Genomic DNA, 14,757 nt, shown 5'->3' on the forward strand with positions numbered 1-14,757 from the left:
TATTTCCAATTGTGACAAGATCACCCCGGGAATGCTGATGGCTGCCATGCGCCTCAACATTCCGGTTATCTTCGTCTCCGGCGGCCCTATGGAGGCCGGAAAAACCAAGTTGTCAGAGCACAAACTGGACTTGGTCGACGCCATGGTGGTTGCTGCAGATGACAGCGTGTCGGACGAAGACGTTGCTGAAATCGAACGCAGCGCCTGCCCCACATGCGGTTCCTGCTCTGGTATGTTTACCGCCAACTCCATGAATTGTCTCGCAGAAGCACTGGGCTTGGCATTGCCAGGCAATGGCACTGTGGTCGCCACCCACGCCGACCGGGAACAACTGTTCCTGCGTGCTGGCCGCACCATTGTCGAGATTGCAAAACTTCATTACGAAGAAGACAACTACGCGGTACTGCCACGATCCATCGGTACCTTTGAAGCGTTTGAAAACTGCGTCGCACTCGACATCGCCATGGGCGGCTCCACCAACACCATTCTGCACCTGCTGGCCATTGCCCAGGAAGCTGAGGTGGAATTCGACATGTCCGACATTGATCGCCTGTCAAAATCCATCCCACAGTTGTGTAAAGTGGCGCCCAACACCCCAAAATACCACATTGAGGATGTTCATCGAGCGGGCGGCATCATGGCGATCCTGGGCGAACTGGATCGCGCCGGCCTTCTGCACTCGCATCTGCCTACCGTTCACAGTACCACCATGAAGGATGCGCTGGACAAGTGGGACATCATGCGCAGCCCTACTCCAGAGGTCATGGAGTTTTACAAAGCCGGCCCTGCAGGGATTCCAACTCAGACAGCCTTCAGTCAGGCCACCCGCTGGCCAACCCTTGATGCGGATCGTACCAATGGCTGTATTCGTTCACTAGAGCACGCGTTCAGTCTCGAAGGCGGCCTGGCCGTTCTGCGTGGCAACATCGCACAGGATGGTTGCGTGGTGAAAACCGCCGGTGTTGACGAATCTATCCACGTATTTGAAGGCAGTGCCTACGTCACCGAATCCCAGGACGAGGCAGTCGCGGACATTCTTGACGGCAAGGTCAAATCCGGTGACGTCGTCATCGTTCGCTATGAAGGTCCTCGTGGTGGTCCCGGCATGCAAGAAATGCTGTACCCAACCACCTACATCAAATCCAAAGGTCTGGGTAAAGAGTGCGCTCTGCTGACCGATGGCCGCTTTTCTGGTGGCACCTCTGGCCTCTCCATCGGCCATGTTTCGCCCGAAGCTGCCGCCGGTGGTGCTATTGGATTGGTGCGCAATGGCGATCGCATTAAAATCGACATTCCCAACCGCACCATTGATGTCCTGCTCAGCGTTGACGAGCTGGATGAGCGCCGAGCAGAACAGGATAAACTGGGCTGGAAGCCCGCCAAAGCCAGACCACGCAAAGTCAGCGCGGCACTAAAAGCCTATGCATTGCTGGCTACCAGTGCCGACAAGGGCGCGGTTCGGGATTTGAGCAAGCTCGACTAACTGAAGGGTCAGACGTCTAACGGTAAAGGTCCCGCTGCGGACCTTTACTAGCTTGCCCACGGAAAAAATACGCACATTCCTCCCGCCCTTACCCGAGTAGCGGACTTGCCTAGGCCCAACTCACCCAATCTGCACGATAAGCGTCACGATTACCCTCTGCAGTCCGGCGAGCAGTGGCTTTACTATTTACCAGCCACGTTACAGCCTGCCGTTATCAGCGCGATGGACATCAAAACCTTTAAACGGCAAGAGACTATCTACGCCCACCATTCCTCCATCAATGAAATCTACACCATCCTGGATGGCAGCATCCGTTTGACCAACACAACCCTGTCAGGCAAGGACATCGCTATTACTACCATGCCACGAGGCTGCACTTTTGGTGAGTTGAGTTTTGTGGATGAACTTCCCCGACAGAATATCGCCATTGCCAGCACTGACTGCACTCTCGCAGTCCTGCATCGTAAACAGTACAACGCGCTATGCCAGCAGCATCCTGCTATCACCAGCGGTATGTTGCAGTTTATCGCTCACCGCCTTCGATCCATGATCAATATTCATCAGGACTCCACCAGCCTGGAACTGCCCCAGCAGCTAGCGAAGCGATTACTGTTTATTGCCAAGAACCAAACCGAGTCACAGAGCCTGGAAGCGCCTGATGAAATTGATGTTTCGCAGGATGAACTGGCCGCAACTCTCGGCGTTAGCCGACAACACGTCAATAAAGCACTCAAACGCTGGCAAGCCCAAGGGCTCATTTACGTAGGTTATCGCAAACTTACTCTGCTCGATCGAGAAGGATTAAAAGCCGAAGCTTTCAGCTGACATCAAGTTACGACAGAAAACCAGACAACGATCGTGTACGACCATCACCGTCAATCAGACACATAAATACAAAAGCCTGATGGCTTATAGGGAATAAAAAGAAAATAAGGGGGAGAGGTAGAAAGGAATGATGTGGCCTTGTGAGCCACATCAAAACACCCATCTATGGATTACATAAATGGGTGTTTATCTTTAGTTATTCAGCGATTCTTCACGTCTTTTCTCGTTTTCAGCAAACTCGATCCACTGAACCGCAAATTTCTTGCTGCGCTTATCTTTAGCGGCTTTTTCAAACTCTTTGATCGCTGCGTCATAACGCTTCAGGTTGGCGTTTGCCATACCCAATACAATCTGCAACTGATCGGGACGCTTGATACTGCCACGCTTATATGCCTTGGAGCCTGCCGATAGAGCTTCTTTGTTCTGATCGCTGTCCAGGTAAATACCTGCCAGTCGAGCGTACAAATCGCCCTTATCAGACTTCTTAGCCGCCTCTTCCATGATTGGAATCGACTTTTTCACATCCTGGCCAAGACGCAAGGCCGTCGCTAAAACTTCCAGGTTTTTGGAAGTCTTTTCGATAATGCCTTGATCCATACCTTTTACAATGATGCGGGCCGCCTTATTCGGCACATCCTGTCCCATATTTAGATAGGCAAGGTTCATCAACTCTTTTTCTTTATCCAGAGCACCCATCAGATAGGCAACGTCCAGCGCGTAAAGTTGATTTTTCTCTTGCTCAACCTGACCGTACATACCGGACAACTGCTTCCAGTAAGAGGCTTTGGGATAGTGGCGAACCAGCTTTTGCAGGATATCAATAACTTTCTTATTGTCGCCTCTGTCGTAATAGATGGCGCGCTGCAAGGTGTACCAGTTTTCTTTAGGCACCTTGCCCTTGCCTTCGTAATCACTGACAGCAGTATTGATATTTTTCAACGCTGAGTTCATATCTTCGAGCTGATAATAACCCTGCGCCAACAACACATAAGCATCAGCACCCACAATCGGCTGCAGCTTCATCCATTTTTGCAGCAGATTAACAGCGCCACGATAGTCCTCTTGCACAAACTTCAGCTGTGCCAAGGTGTATAACGTGCCTAACTGCAGAGCATCACTCAGCTCAGGTTCCGCCAGTACTTTCTCGTAGTAACGGATAGACTGCGGGTAATTTTCCAGAGAATAGTAAACCCAACCGTAGTAGTTCCACAGGTTGGCCTTTTCAAAACTGGTGTACTTACCGCTCTTTGCCTCAAGATCCTTCAGGACAACAAGAGCCCCTTTCCAGTCACTCGCATCGGTCTTTTCCTGCACCTTTGCGAAGTCTTTAAATACGGGCTGACGCAATGAGTATGATTTTTTCGTCTTGTATTGAGGCTTCTCTTTCTCGCCATCCTGAGCATACACGCTACCGGAAGGTAGTGCGTCCATACCCAGTGACTGCAGTACAACACTCGATGCTGCAGGCGCCAATGCCATTGGCGCCACCAGCAGAGATTGTCTGACGAGCTTTAAAACCTTAGCCGTCATCTTCATAGTCTTTCCCATTGTTTACTTGGCAATAGCAAAGGTAATTTTGTTGCGTACGCCTGGAACTTCTACCGGTTCACCATCGATCACTCGAGGCTTATATTTAAACTTCGACGCCGCTTTCATGGCTGCACGATCGAAGATATTCGGTGGATCAGACTCAACAACGACAGGATCTCTAACAGAGCCATTTGTCGTTACTGTAAACTCAACAATTACGTAACCTTCGATACCCCGTGATAAAGCCCGGCGTGGATAGTTCGGCTGAACCTTCACAATTGGTAGATACTCACCATCAGACCCAAAGCCGCCGACACCTTTAACATCCAGGTTTGGCTTAACTCGAGGCGCCGACATATTCAGAGCATCGGGATTGACCTCAGGCTGGTCAAAGTCGGGCTCCGGCATATCGGGTGGTGGCTCTTCCGGGTCTTCCGGTTTCTCCGGTTTCTCGGTCTCGTACTGCGTTTCGATTTGACGCTCTGGCATCAAGATATCAGCTACTTTACGCTCTTCCCCGGCTTCGGGTGGCTTATTGTTAGCTTCAATCAATGCATGCATCAAAAACAGCAGGCCGAAGGTTGTGGCTGCCGCCAGCAACCCTGCCAATAGTAATCTTGCAACATTCATAGCGCTCTATTTCTTCTCAGTAGATACAGAAACATCCAATACACCCGCCTCGCGAGCCGCTTCCGCGACCTTTGTCAGAGTCTCGATATTGGAATCATCGTCCGCCTGGATTACGACAGCACCTTTTGGGTTTTCCGCGTGCAGACGTTCGATACTGGATTTAACAGAACGAATATCTACACGGGATTTGTCGATCCAGACTTCATTACTAGAGCTGACAGCGATAAGAATGTTGGCATTCTTTTTCAGCATTGCCGTCGTCGCCTCAGGGCGATCAATTTCAATGCCGGCCTCCTTAATAAAGGAAGCGGTAACGATGAAGAAGATCAACATGATAAAAACCACGTCGAGCATCGGCGTTAAGTCGATGGCATTTGCTTCTTCTTCAGCTGCCTTATTTCTTCTGCCCATGATAACTCTCTTAGTAACCGGTTAATGCTTTTAACTTCAAGCCTTAATGGTCCATCGTCAAGTGGTCTTCAAGCAGCTGATTCTCACGCTCTGCGGTACGGGTAATGTAAGTGTTACCAAACACACCTGATAGTGCAGCAACCATACCCGCCATTGTCGGGATTGTTGCTTTAGATACACCACCAGCCATGGATTTAGCATCACCACCACCAGTTACCGCCAGCACGTTAAACACTTCAATCATACCGGTTACGGTACCCAGCAGCCCCAGCAGGGGTGCCAGTGCCACCAAAGTGGCCACCATATCCATGTTCACGTTTACCTTTTCAGATACGCGGGAAATCAGTGCATAACGAACTTGGTGGGCATTCCAGGATTTACGCTCTGGACGAGCTTCCCAGATGTCCAGGGCGCCTTGAACATCTTTCTTCAAGGCTCCGTGGAAATACCACACACGTTCAAAAATCAGAGTCCACATGACGAAGGTCAGGAGGGCGATCAACAACAATACATCACCGCCCTGAGCCACAAAGGCCTTAATGGCTGCTAGTGCGTCCATCAATGCCAACATGCGCTATCTCCTACTTACGTTCCGCGTTTTCAGCGATGATACCAGCACTTTGCTCATCCAGAATATGGAGAACACGCTTGGCACGGCCGTTAACTAAGGTGTGCATCAGTACAGTCGGGATGGCAACAACCAGACCCAGAACTGTGGTTACCAAAGCACCGGAGATACCACCCGCCATGGCTTTAGGATCACCCGCACCGAAGATCGTAATCGCCTGGAAGGTGATGATCATACCGGTTACGGTACCCAGCAGACCCAGCAGAGGGGCTACCATAGAGATGATTTTCAGCAGGTTCAGACCGGATTCGATCGCTGGACGCTCTTTCAGAGTTGCCTCTTCCAGTTTCAGTTCCAGTGACTCACCGTCCAGACCCTTGTTATCTTCAGCCACTTTCAAGACACGACCCAGTGGGTTGTTGGTATTGGCAGAAGAAGACTTCAGCTGACTATTAACTTTGCTGCTGATACCGGCCAGCACAATGAAGCGCCAGATAGCCAGAAGCATTGCAAACGCACCAACTGCAGAGATGATGTAGCCTACGAGGCCACCTTGATGCCAGCGCTCAACCAGTGAAGGACTGTTGATCAGTGCAGCAAGGAAAGAACCACCAGTAGGACCTGTTGGATCGATACCCACGCGGGTAAATCCTTCAGTAGAGTTCTGCAGAGCCAGAGCACCATCAGCCAGTCCAGAAGGCTGACGAGTCAGCTCAGACATGCTTTCACTCTTAGGAGAGTATTCCAGGTATTGACCGTCAGACAGCAACTGGAAGTTACCGATACGAACAACATCCTGAGTCGCACGCTCGCCGTCAGGCTTAACAACAGTGCCGCTGAACTTAACTACGCGACCGTCTTCGATAGCCTCACGCTGAATTTCGTACCACAGACGCTCGATCTCTTCGATGGTTGGCAGCTGAGTAGCACTGTTCATTTTTTCGATCAGTGTATCCAGGAACGCCGCACGACCAGGGTATTGAGCAGAAACAATAGAAGTGCTCAACGTGGTGCGCAGATCGCCAGCGGTTGAAGTCAGGTGACCGAACAGCTCTTTCAGAGAACCCAGACGCTCTTGCAGTTGCTGGCGCTTGGCGGTTACGTCCAGCTCTTGCTGTGCGTATGTCTCTTCCAAAGTTTCAGAACGCTTTTCTTCGTTCGCTTTGGTTTGCTTGGCCTGATTCAGCAGCTCTTGCTGATTGGCTTTCTGACGACGGAATTCAGCTTCGCGTTTGCGATGCTCGGCAGACTCGGAAACCTTGCTCTTCTGAACCATGTTCAGCAGCTGGTCCAGAGACTGAGCCTTATCTTCTTGTGCCATGACAACACCGGAGCTTAACAATCCGGTAACGGCTGCCACCAGGCAGCTCTTAGCAAAATTCATTTTCATTGCGCTGCCTCCGGAGCCAACACTGGCAGTTTCAGAACGTCGATAGAAGCTTGCTTCTTGGCAATGCGGATCCCTTTCAGGATGGCACTGCGGTACTCACCAGAGTCCACTTGAACCCAAGCTTGCTGACGCTGATCCCAAGCACCGGACAATTCGGTATCTTTGGTTTGATACATCAGGGCAACACGGCCGATACGCAAAACGTTAACTTCACGCTCCTGACCATCTACCTGCAGAGTATCTTCATAAGTATCGATCTTGCGACCGTACTCAGATTCAATTTTGTACGCTTCCAGAACCTGACGGAATTTCTCGGAAACCGAGATATCAGCACGCTCCTGGTTGTTGCGCAGCATTTCCAAACGCTTCTCGCGCTCTTCCTTGTGGAAAGGCACATCCAGAGCCACAAACTGCTCCAGACCGTCGAGCATTTTCATAACCAGTGGTTGAATCTGACGCTCCATAACGGTGACGTTATCAATGGACTCGTTCAACTGAGAAATTACTTCCAACTGGTTAGCAATTTGCTTTTCCAGCTGTGAGTTGTAAACGCGCAAACCTTCGATTTGCTTGTTTACTACCTTGAAATCATTCAACAGGCTGGAAGTTTGCTCAGCGATCTTATCGATCTTTTGCTGAGAGGCCTGAGCCACTTTAACTTTCTGCTCGCCAGTCTGCAGAATGGAGTTCAACGTTTGGTCCGCTTGAGCGACGCTGCCAATCAGCGCGCCAGCAGAAAGCACGGTGGACAGCGCCACGGCTTTTAATCGCTGCTTCTTCATAAATCCCCTAGTGTGGGTGCGTACAATCAACTCATTTGCGACCGGAAAAGTCGCTCTTTTTCATTATTTACTGCCACAGGCAATAATTTGAAGCTGGCCATTTAATAACAGCGGCCTTAAACATTCAATGGTTAATCCATGTCAGCCATCCTATGTGTACATTGGTATCAAAAAAGGTAACACCTTGTTTTTGCATCTCGGGAGAATGGGTAACAACCCGCCCTAAAATCAAGCATTAACAAAGGCAAGCCGCGAAGTAAATACTAACTTCCGGAAAGAGTTTTTTATCGCACTAATAAAGTTAACGATTAGTAACACGGTCATAAGTGAGAAATGAGTATGAAATTCCACTGTTCCCAGACAGACCAGATTCACAGTTTTTTTCATACCAACCCGCACCCAATTCAGGAAACCAGGTATCGCCCTCAAAAGTCTGATGGATCTGAGTCAGGTAAACTCTGTCAGCCAACGGCAGGCCAGCTTCGTAAATCTGTGCCCCTCCGATCACCATCACTTCTTCCGGACTTTCCTCGGCCGCTCGCTCAATCGCAACCTCAAGGCTACTGACAACTTCAACGCCATCGGCTTGCCAATCTTTTTGACGCGTAATCACGATATTAGTTCTACCGGGAAGCGGCCTGCCGATCGATTCAAAGGTTTTGCGGCCCATTATGATCGGCTTCCCCAACGTGACGCGCTTGAAATACTGCAGATCTTCGGGCAAATGCCAGGGCATTTTGTTATCGAGTCCAATAACCCGGTTTTCAGCCTGCGCCACTATCAGAGCGAGCCGCGGCTGGGATTGAGCATCCGTCATGGAATTTCCTGTGTACTGCCTGAATTAAAAACCGGACCGGACGATGGACAGCATCATCCGGCAGGCGTGAAAGATATATAGAAGAAGTAATCGAAAAACGCTAGACCGAAAACGGATAGGCGATAGGTTCATGGTACTGATAACCGACCACATCAAAGTCATCCAGGGTGACCCAGGTTTCCAGATCCTCCAATGACTTGATGTCCGGATTGATACTCAGCTGTGGTGGCCCAAACGGCTCTCGCTTCAACTGAACATCGCGCATCAGCTCCAACTGATCTTCGTAAATATGAGCGTTGACGATCTTGTGATAGGCCATTCCAGGCTTGTGTCCGGTGATCTGAGCCACCAGTTTCAGCAAGGTAAACACCTGTATCTGGTTAAAGTTCAAACCCAGCGGCACATCGCAGGAACGCTGGTAAGACGTCAGGTGCAAGGTGTCGCCCAACAGGGAAAAATTGTGCGTGTGCATACAGGGGCGCAAGCAGCCCATGTGAAACTCACCGGGGTTATAGAAGGACAGGATTTCACCGCGATCGTCGATACCGCGGGACAAGTCATCAATTAACTTGCGCAGCTGATCCACATGGCCGCCGTCCGGCTTTTGCCAGCGACGCCCCTGTACGCCATAAACACGACCCATGTCATCCTCGCCCTGACGATGAGGATTGTTTAGCCAGGCCTCATTTTCATTGGCGTTGGCATCCCAGGTTTTACAACCGATCTGGCGAAAGTCGGCCGCGTTATCATAGCCTCGCAAGTAGCCCAGCAACTCGGCGATGGCCGCCTTCCAGTAACTCTTGCGGGTAGTCACCAGCGGGAATTGATTACTGCCCACATCGTGGGTCATGTCCGCATTGATCACCGTCAGGCAGCGCTTTCCCGTGCGCTCATTCTCTACCCAGTGCCCTTCCTGAATGATCCGTCGGCACAAATCCAGATACTGTTTCATAACATCCTCTCTGCAATTTCGTTTATCTGGCGTTCGCTTTTTTACGGCCTGCTGACGAGCCACTCACCGATGCGGCATCACTCGACGCACTGCGGTAAGCCAGCACCAACAGCACGACCCCCAGAATAATCATCGGCGCACTGAGAAGCTGGCCGCGGGTCATCCAGCCAAAGGCATCAAAACCAATAAAGCTGTCGGGTTCGCGGAAAAACTCGACAAAGAAACGGAAACTGCCGTACAACAACAAAAACAGTCCGCTCACCGCCATGCGCGGTCGGGGTTTGGCAGAAAACCACATCAACACCAAAAACAACACCAGGCCCTCAAGCGCAGCCTGATAAAGCTGAGATGGATGACGCGCCAGCTGCAGCGGATCTTTGGGGAAGACCATGGCCCAGGACGCATCCGTCGCCCGCCCCCAGAGTTCCTGACCTATAAAATTACCCAGACGCCCAAAACCCAATCCCAGCGGCACCAGCGGCGCAATAAAGTCCGTCAGCGTAAAATACGGCACCTGAATCTTGCGTGCGTAGAGCCCCATGGCCACCAGCACACCCAACAGGCCGCCGTGAAATGACATGCCGCCTTCCCAGATTCGGAACAGCCAAACCGGATCATCCAGAAAACGGTCAAAATGGTAGAAGAGCACGTAGCCGCAGCGACCGCCGAGCACAACGCCCATGGCGCCGTAGACAATCAGATCTTCAATTTGGGATGTCTGTATGGGGGAGTCCGGCTTGCGGGCGCGGCGCATGGCCAGAAACCAGGCGCAGGCAAAACCCAGCAGATACATAATGCCGTACCAGTGTACTTCCAGCGGTCCCAGGGTGTTACCAAACACCTGAAAGGGCCCGATACTCACGGCGATGGGGTCAAAATCCGGGTAAGTCAGCATAAATCCTGCTTGCGTGTTGTGAATCAAAAAATCGTTAATACGGCCATCGTTAATGCGACGATCATTAATACAACTGACGACCATTAATACAACTACAGAAATACAACAACAGAGCAATCCATAGCGTCTAGCCTAAGCGGCAGACATCATACCACTGACCAACAGCTGCGCGGCAACCAGCAACAACACGACGGCGAAAGCCTTCTGTAAACGTTCGGACGGCAAGCGATGCGCCAACTTGGCCCCGAGACGAGAAGCGGGCGCACTGCAAACCACCAACCCCAAGAAAGCCGGCAGATAGACATAACCCAGCGACCAAGGGGGTAAATCCGCCTGATTCCAGCCTTGCACCATATAGGAAATCGCGCCTGATAAGGCAATCGGCAGCCCCAGTGCTGCGGACGTCGCCACCGCACGGGCCATAGCCACACCACAGAAGCGCAGGTAAGGCACCGTCATGGAGCCGCCACCCACCCCAAACAACGAGGAAAAGCCGCCGATCACCACCGCCGCCAAGCCCAGCTTGACGCGTCCCGGTGACTTGCCACCCTCGGCGGACACCGCCTTGAGCATGGTGATGGCCACAAAAATCAGAAAGACGGCAAACGCCAGTTTGAGTGCATGACCGGCCAGCTGCGCTGCCACCATACCCCCCAACCATGCGCCCACAATGACACCGGGCACCAGCGGCTTCAGCAATGAAACATCGACCGCGCCTTTTTGCCAGTGAGTCCAGCTGGCCACAGAGGCCGTCACCACAATACACGCCAGCGAAGTCCCCACCGCCAAATGCACAGTCACTTCCTGCGGGAAAGCCAGCACGCCGAAGGTGTAGATCATGGCGGGCACCATCACCACGCCCCCACCGAGACCAAAAAGACCGGCGATCAGGCCCGCTGCAACCCCCACCACGGCAAATACGATCAAAGTTGTCAGCATCCGTTTCTCACTGTGTTACCGGTTAAATTCAGCCGACATTATCGGGGCACAATGCGACAATGACCAGTCAGATATGGCATGCTGCTCCCCATCAGTACTCTGGCCAACACAGTGCCTCGGCCAGGACACTGGCCGCCATCTGATTGTGTTGACTCTGGAAAACCCGCTTTATGTGTCTGATCCTGTTCGCCTTGCGTGCGCACGCTGACTACCCACTGATCGTCGCCGCCAACCGCGATGAATACTTCGCTCGCCCCACCCAATTTGCCGACTTTTGGCCGGACCACCCGGATTTACTCGCCGGCAAAGACTTGTTGGCCGGAGGCAGCTGGCTGGGCGTCAATCGACGGGGACAGTTTGCCGCGGTGACCAATGTCCGCAACGGTCTCGACCTTCACACCCGGCCGGAATCTCGCGGCGAGCTGGTGACCCAGTGCCTGCTAACACCATCCACAACTGAAGCTCTGCAACAACTCGGCAAGCGCCACGATCAATACAACGGTTTTAATTTACTCGCCGGCCACCCGCGACAACTGTTTTACACCTCCAACCGCAGCCTCCAAGGGGGCATCAAAGAGCTGTCGAAAGGCGTCTACGGGTTGAGTAATGGTGGTCTGGACAGCGCCTGGCCCAAGGTGGAATCCGGCAAAGCCCTGCTCGCCGAGATTCTCACCCGCAACTGGCAGCAACTGGATGAGCGCAAAGCCGATTTGCTGAACCTGCTGGCTGATGACACTCAAGCGACCACTGACCAGCTGCCGGATACCGCCATCCCCATCGAAAAGGAAGAGGCACTCTCTTCACGCTTTATCGCCTGCCCGGCCAACCCGGACAATCCAATGCCAGGCTACGGCACCCGGGCCTCGACCCTGGTACTTTTCCATCGCAATGGCGAGATCCACTTTCTGGAAAAAAGCTTCAATCCCTTACCGCCCTCGGGAGAAATGCAGGACAAACCCGCGCTGGAATTGCGCGACTTTGTTATTTGATACGAACGCCTTCGCTGTGAAGCTAAAGAGTTATTTAGGGCATTGCTTTTAATAAGTAAAACACAGGTCTAACAACCAACATTCAAGCTGTTAAATGCCTGTTAGATTTGTTTTTTATATCGAATGAAAAACGGTGAATTCCAGCCGCAAAAAAAATGCCCTGATCCATACTTGGGGTATGAAAATTGAGACTCCTTTTCAGCCCCTAATCCCCGCCCCCAGGCTCTTTATGCACAACTGGGGACGCGTTGTTTGCTTTGCCCTGATGACTCTCTTGCTGACCCTTCAATTGAGCGGGTGCGCATCTTCAGATAGCCCCGATCAGGCACAATCCGAGGCCATGCCCGACAGCGCTCCATCAGACACCGCAAAAGACCTCCGCCACTGGTTCTTTGAGGACAGCGATCGGCTGCTTTCAGAGTTTCCACTGAATCACACCCCCACATTGGCACGCATCTACGCCAACACGAATTATCAGCCTTTGTGGTTGGATCAGCAGAAACTCTCCTCCGCCGGCAAGCTGTTGCTGCAAAGCCTGACGGAAACCAGTGCCGACGAGATCTACGACTACCCCTATCACCTGCAACTCATTCAAGAACATATCGAAGCCGCTGAAACCGAACCGGAGGCCCTGAGCACTCTGGATATGCTCATGAGCGATGCGTTCGTGAGTTACGCCGACGATGTGTTCAGCGACAGACTGTATCCGTCCACCATGCAATACCACCTCAAAAACCTGCACACGGCCGGCTACACCAAATCATCCAGCTCTGGCAGTAACGACAGCTTCACAAGCGGCTCTGGCTCAACCCGCCACAATGATATCGTCGCCATACTGAGTCGCACACAAACACCGCAAGCCCTCACCGACCTGCTTCAACAAATGCTCCCCGATCACCCTGACTACGCCCGTCTGCGCGAGGCTCTCAGCCACTATCAGACCCTGGTCAACAACGATCAGTGGCAACCTATTTATCCCGGACCCACACTTGAACTCGGCATGCAGGATCCTCAAGTCGGTCAGTTACGCGACCTGCTGACACTCTACGGAGACTATCTGCCGGATGAGCCCGGACTGTTTTCACGCTGGATGAAAGAAACACCAGAGCAGCAGCAAGAGATAATCTACAACACCTTCGACAAGCGCCTGGAGCAAGGGCTGCGGCACTTCCAGCGTCGCCACGGGCAAACTGTCGATGGCCGCGCGGGGCCCGTCACCCGTCGCCTGCTTAACGTGCCGCCGGAATACCGTGTACGGCAGATTGCCTTTAATATGAAACGCTGGCGGGAGCTGCCCAGAGACCTGGGCGAGCGCTACCTGTGGGTCAACATGACCGACTATAAACTGCAGCTGATTACGCACCAGCAGGTGGAGCTGGATATGCGCATCATCATCGGCAAAAGCTACCGCCCCACCCCGGTGATGCAAAAACACGTCAGTACCCTGGTGTTTAACCCCTACTGGAACGTGCCGCGTCGGCTGGTGGTCAACGACATCCTGCCGGAAGCGCGCAAGGATCCTGAATATCTGACCAAAAAGCACATTCGCATCTTTGAAAACTGGGAGAGCACCACCCCCATCCCGGCCAGTAGCATTGACTGGGAGCACGCCAATCGCCGCAACTTTCACTACCGTTTGCGGCAGGAACCCGGCTCTTACAACTCACTGGGGCGCATCAAATTTACCATCCCCGACAGCGACTCTATTTATCTGCACGACACCAACAGTCCCGAGCTGTTCAACAAGGATAAGCGAACCATCAGCTCTGGCTGCATCCGCATTGAACAACCTTTGGCTTTAGCGCAAGCACTGCTGAGTGGCACCCGCTGGAACCCCGGAAAAATCCAGCACACCCTGAACAGCGGTAAAACCCGTCACGTACGTCTAATGGAAGACATCCCCATCTACCTGTTCTACGCCACCGCCTGGGTGGACGGAGATCAGCAAATCCAATTTCGCGACGACATCTACAAGCTCGATCGCCTGGTGAACTTCTCCGGCTCGCCCGTCAGTCTTTAAGTCTTGCTCTCTTTAAGCCTACTCTCTGTTACGTCTTACTCTCTGTTGAGTCTTACTCCCTTTAAGCCTTACTCTAACGAGCTGACACATTTCCTACCTCTTCGCTGAGCACTCTTGAGCGACTTTCTGACGTCATCAAAAACAGACCTAGTCCCTTCCTGACTTTTTTCCAGTCAGCCCTGCGTCCTTTACATATCTTTACTCATTGAATCAATATAGCCAGTATGCCACTTACCGCCGGCCAAAATCCCAAGGTCGCGTGTTACTTCTGTTTCATACCTTCCCACATTGGCCGCTTTCGCCTGCATTTAGCAGCCTTGTCGTCACCGGCCTCCTCCAATGTTATAACGGAACCAGTTCAAAATATCCGATCAGAATATATACAACCTGATTAGCCAAAGGCATAATCGGTGAAACTTCATTCACCAATGAGAACGGGGGAAGGATATCCTCAGCGGTGGATGAATAGCGGAACGTAGATTCTGCTGCACGACAGATTTAACTGACCATAGGCTTGAAACACCAA

At 52.1% G+C, this 14,757-nt stretch carries 14 protein-coding genes; 4 read left to right on the forward strand and 10 right to left on the reverse strand.

Annotation, left to right across the window (positions count from 1 at the left end; translation table 11 throughout):
- Positions 1 to 1,483, forward strand: a 1,483-nt coding sequence (ilvD, locus tag ACTG33_RS07590; protein ID WP_439134598.1) for a dihydroxy-acid dehydratase, incomplete at its 5' end; no start/stop codon positions are given.
- A gap of 105 nt (positions 1,484 to 1,588) precedes the next feature.
- A complete protein-coding gene (locus ACTG33_RS07595; protein ID WP_439134599.1) occupies positions 1,589 to 2,308 on the forward strand; it encodes a Crp/Fnr family transcriptional regulator in 720 nt (239 codons plus the stop codon).
- A 192-nt stretch (positions 2,309 to 2,500) separates the two neighbouring features.
- Here ACTG33_RS07595 and ACTG33_RS07600 read toward each other — a convergent pair whose 3' ends face one another.
- The 10 genes from ACTG33_RS07600 to ACTG33_RS07645 all read right to left on the reverse strand — a co-directional run bounded on the left by ACTG33_RS07600 (position 2,501) and on the right by ACTG33_RS07645 (position 11,222).
- Entirely contained in the window at positions 2,501 to 3,844 is a 1,344-nt protein-coding gene (locus ACTG33_RS07600; RefSeq protein WP_439134600.1) for a tetratricopeptide repeat protein, read from the reverse strand.
- A gap of 15 nt (positions 3,845 to 3,859) precedes the next feature.
- Positions 3,860 to 4,468, reverse strand: coding sequence for an energy transducer TonB (locus tag ACTG33_RS07605; protein WP_439134601.1), 609 nt, complete (start codon positions 4,466 to 4,468; stop codon positions 3,860 to 3,862).
- Between the two features lie 6 nt (positions 4,469 to 4,474).
- On the reverse strand, positions 4,475 to 4,879 hold the full coding sequence (locus ACTG33_RS07610; protein WP_439134602.1) for an ExbD/TolR family protein: 405 nt from the start codon (positions 4,877 to 4,879) through the stop codon (positions 4,475 to 4,477).
- 43 nt (positions 4,880 to 4,922) lie between these two features.
- Entirely contained in the window at positions 4,923 to 5,450 is a 528-nt protein-coding gene (locus ACTG33_RS07615) for a MotA/TolQ/ExbB proton channel family protein (protein ID WP_439134603.1), read from the reverse strand.
- Positions 5,451 to 5,460: 10 nt separating this feature from the next.
- The gene (locus tag ACTG33_RS07620; RefSeq protein WP_439134604.1) at positions 5,461 to 6,837 is read right to left on the reverse strand and encodes a MotA/TolQ/ExbB proton channel family protein; all 1,377 of its coding nucleotides are present in this window, start codon (positions 6,835 to 6,837) and stop codon (positions 5,461 to 5,463) included.
- Positions 6,834 to 7,619 carry a DUF3450 domain-containing protein gene (locus ACTG33_RS07625; protein ID WP_439134605.1) on the reverse strand — a complete coding sequence of 262 codons (786 nt, stop codon included), beginning with the start codon at positions 7,617 to 7,619 and terminating at the stop codon, positions 6,834 to 6,836. Before ACTG33_RS07625 ends, ACTG33_RS07620 begins: the two co-directional genes overlap by 4 nt.
- A gap of 301 nt (positions 7,620 to 7,920) precedes the next feature.
- The gene (locus tag ACTG33_RS07630; RefSeq protein WP_439134606.1) at positions 7,921 to 8,436 is read right to left on the reverse strand and encodes a dihydrofolate reductase; all 516 of its coding nucleotides are present in this window, start codon (positions 8,434 to 8,436) and stop codon (positions 7,921 to 7,923) included.
- Between the two features lie 100 nt (positions 8,437 to 8,536).
- A complete protein-coding gene (locus tag ACTG33_RS07635) occupies positions 8,537 to 9,388 on the reverse strand; it encodes a thymidylate synthase (protein WP_439134607.1) in 852 nt (283 codons plus the stop codon).
- Between the two features lie 22 nt (positions 9,389 to 9,410).
- On the reverse strand, positions 9,411 to 10,283 hold the full coding sequence (gene lgt, locus ACTG33_RS07640; protein ID WP_439134622.1) for a prolipoprotein diacylglyceryl transferase: 873 nt from the start codon (positions 10,281 to 10,283) through the stop codon (positions 9,411 to 9,413).
- A 132-nt stretch (positions 10,284 to 10,415) separates the two neighbouring features.
- Entirely contained in the window at positions 10,416 to 11,222 is an 807-nt protein-coding gene (locus tag ACTG33_RS07645) for a sulfite exporter TauE/SafE family protein (RefSeq protein ID WP_439134608.1), read from the reverse strand.
- Between the two features lie 170 nt (positions 11,223 to 11,392).
- On the opposite strand from ACTG33_RS07645, the gene ACTG33_RS07650 reads away from it, so the two are divergent.
- Both ACTG33_RS07650 and ACTG33_RS07655 read left to right on the forward strand, forming a co-directional pair.
- Positions 11,393 to 12,211 (forward strand): NRDE family protein, encoded by an 819-nt coding sequence (locus tag ACTG33_RS07650; RefSeq protein ID WP_439134609.1) that lies wholly within the window; start codon positions 11,393 to 11,395, stop codon positions 12,209 to 12,211.
- Positions 12,212 to 12,440: 229 nt separating this feature from the next.
- Positions 12,441 to 14,231, forward strand: coding sequence for a L,D-transpeptidase family protein (locus tag ACTG33_RS07655; RefSeq protein ID WP_439134610.1), 1,791 nt, complete (start codon positions 12,441 to 12,443; stop codon positions 14,229 to 14,231).
- Positions 14,232 to 14,757: the final 526 nt, after the last annotated feature.

This window comes from Pseudomaricurvus sp. (assembly GCF_965662505.1).
Classification (GTDB): Bacteria; Pseudomonadota; Gammaproteobacteria; order Pseudomonadales; family Cellvibrionaceae; genus Pseudomaricurvus.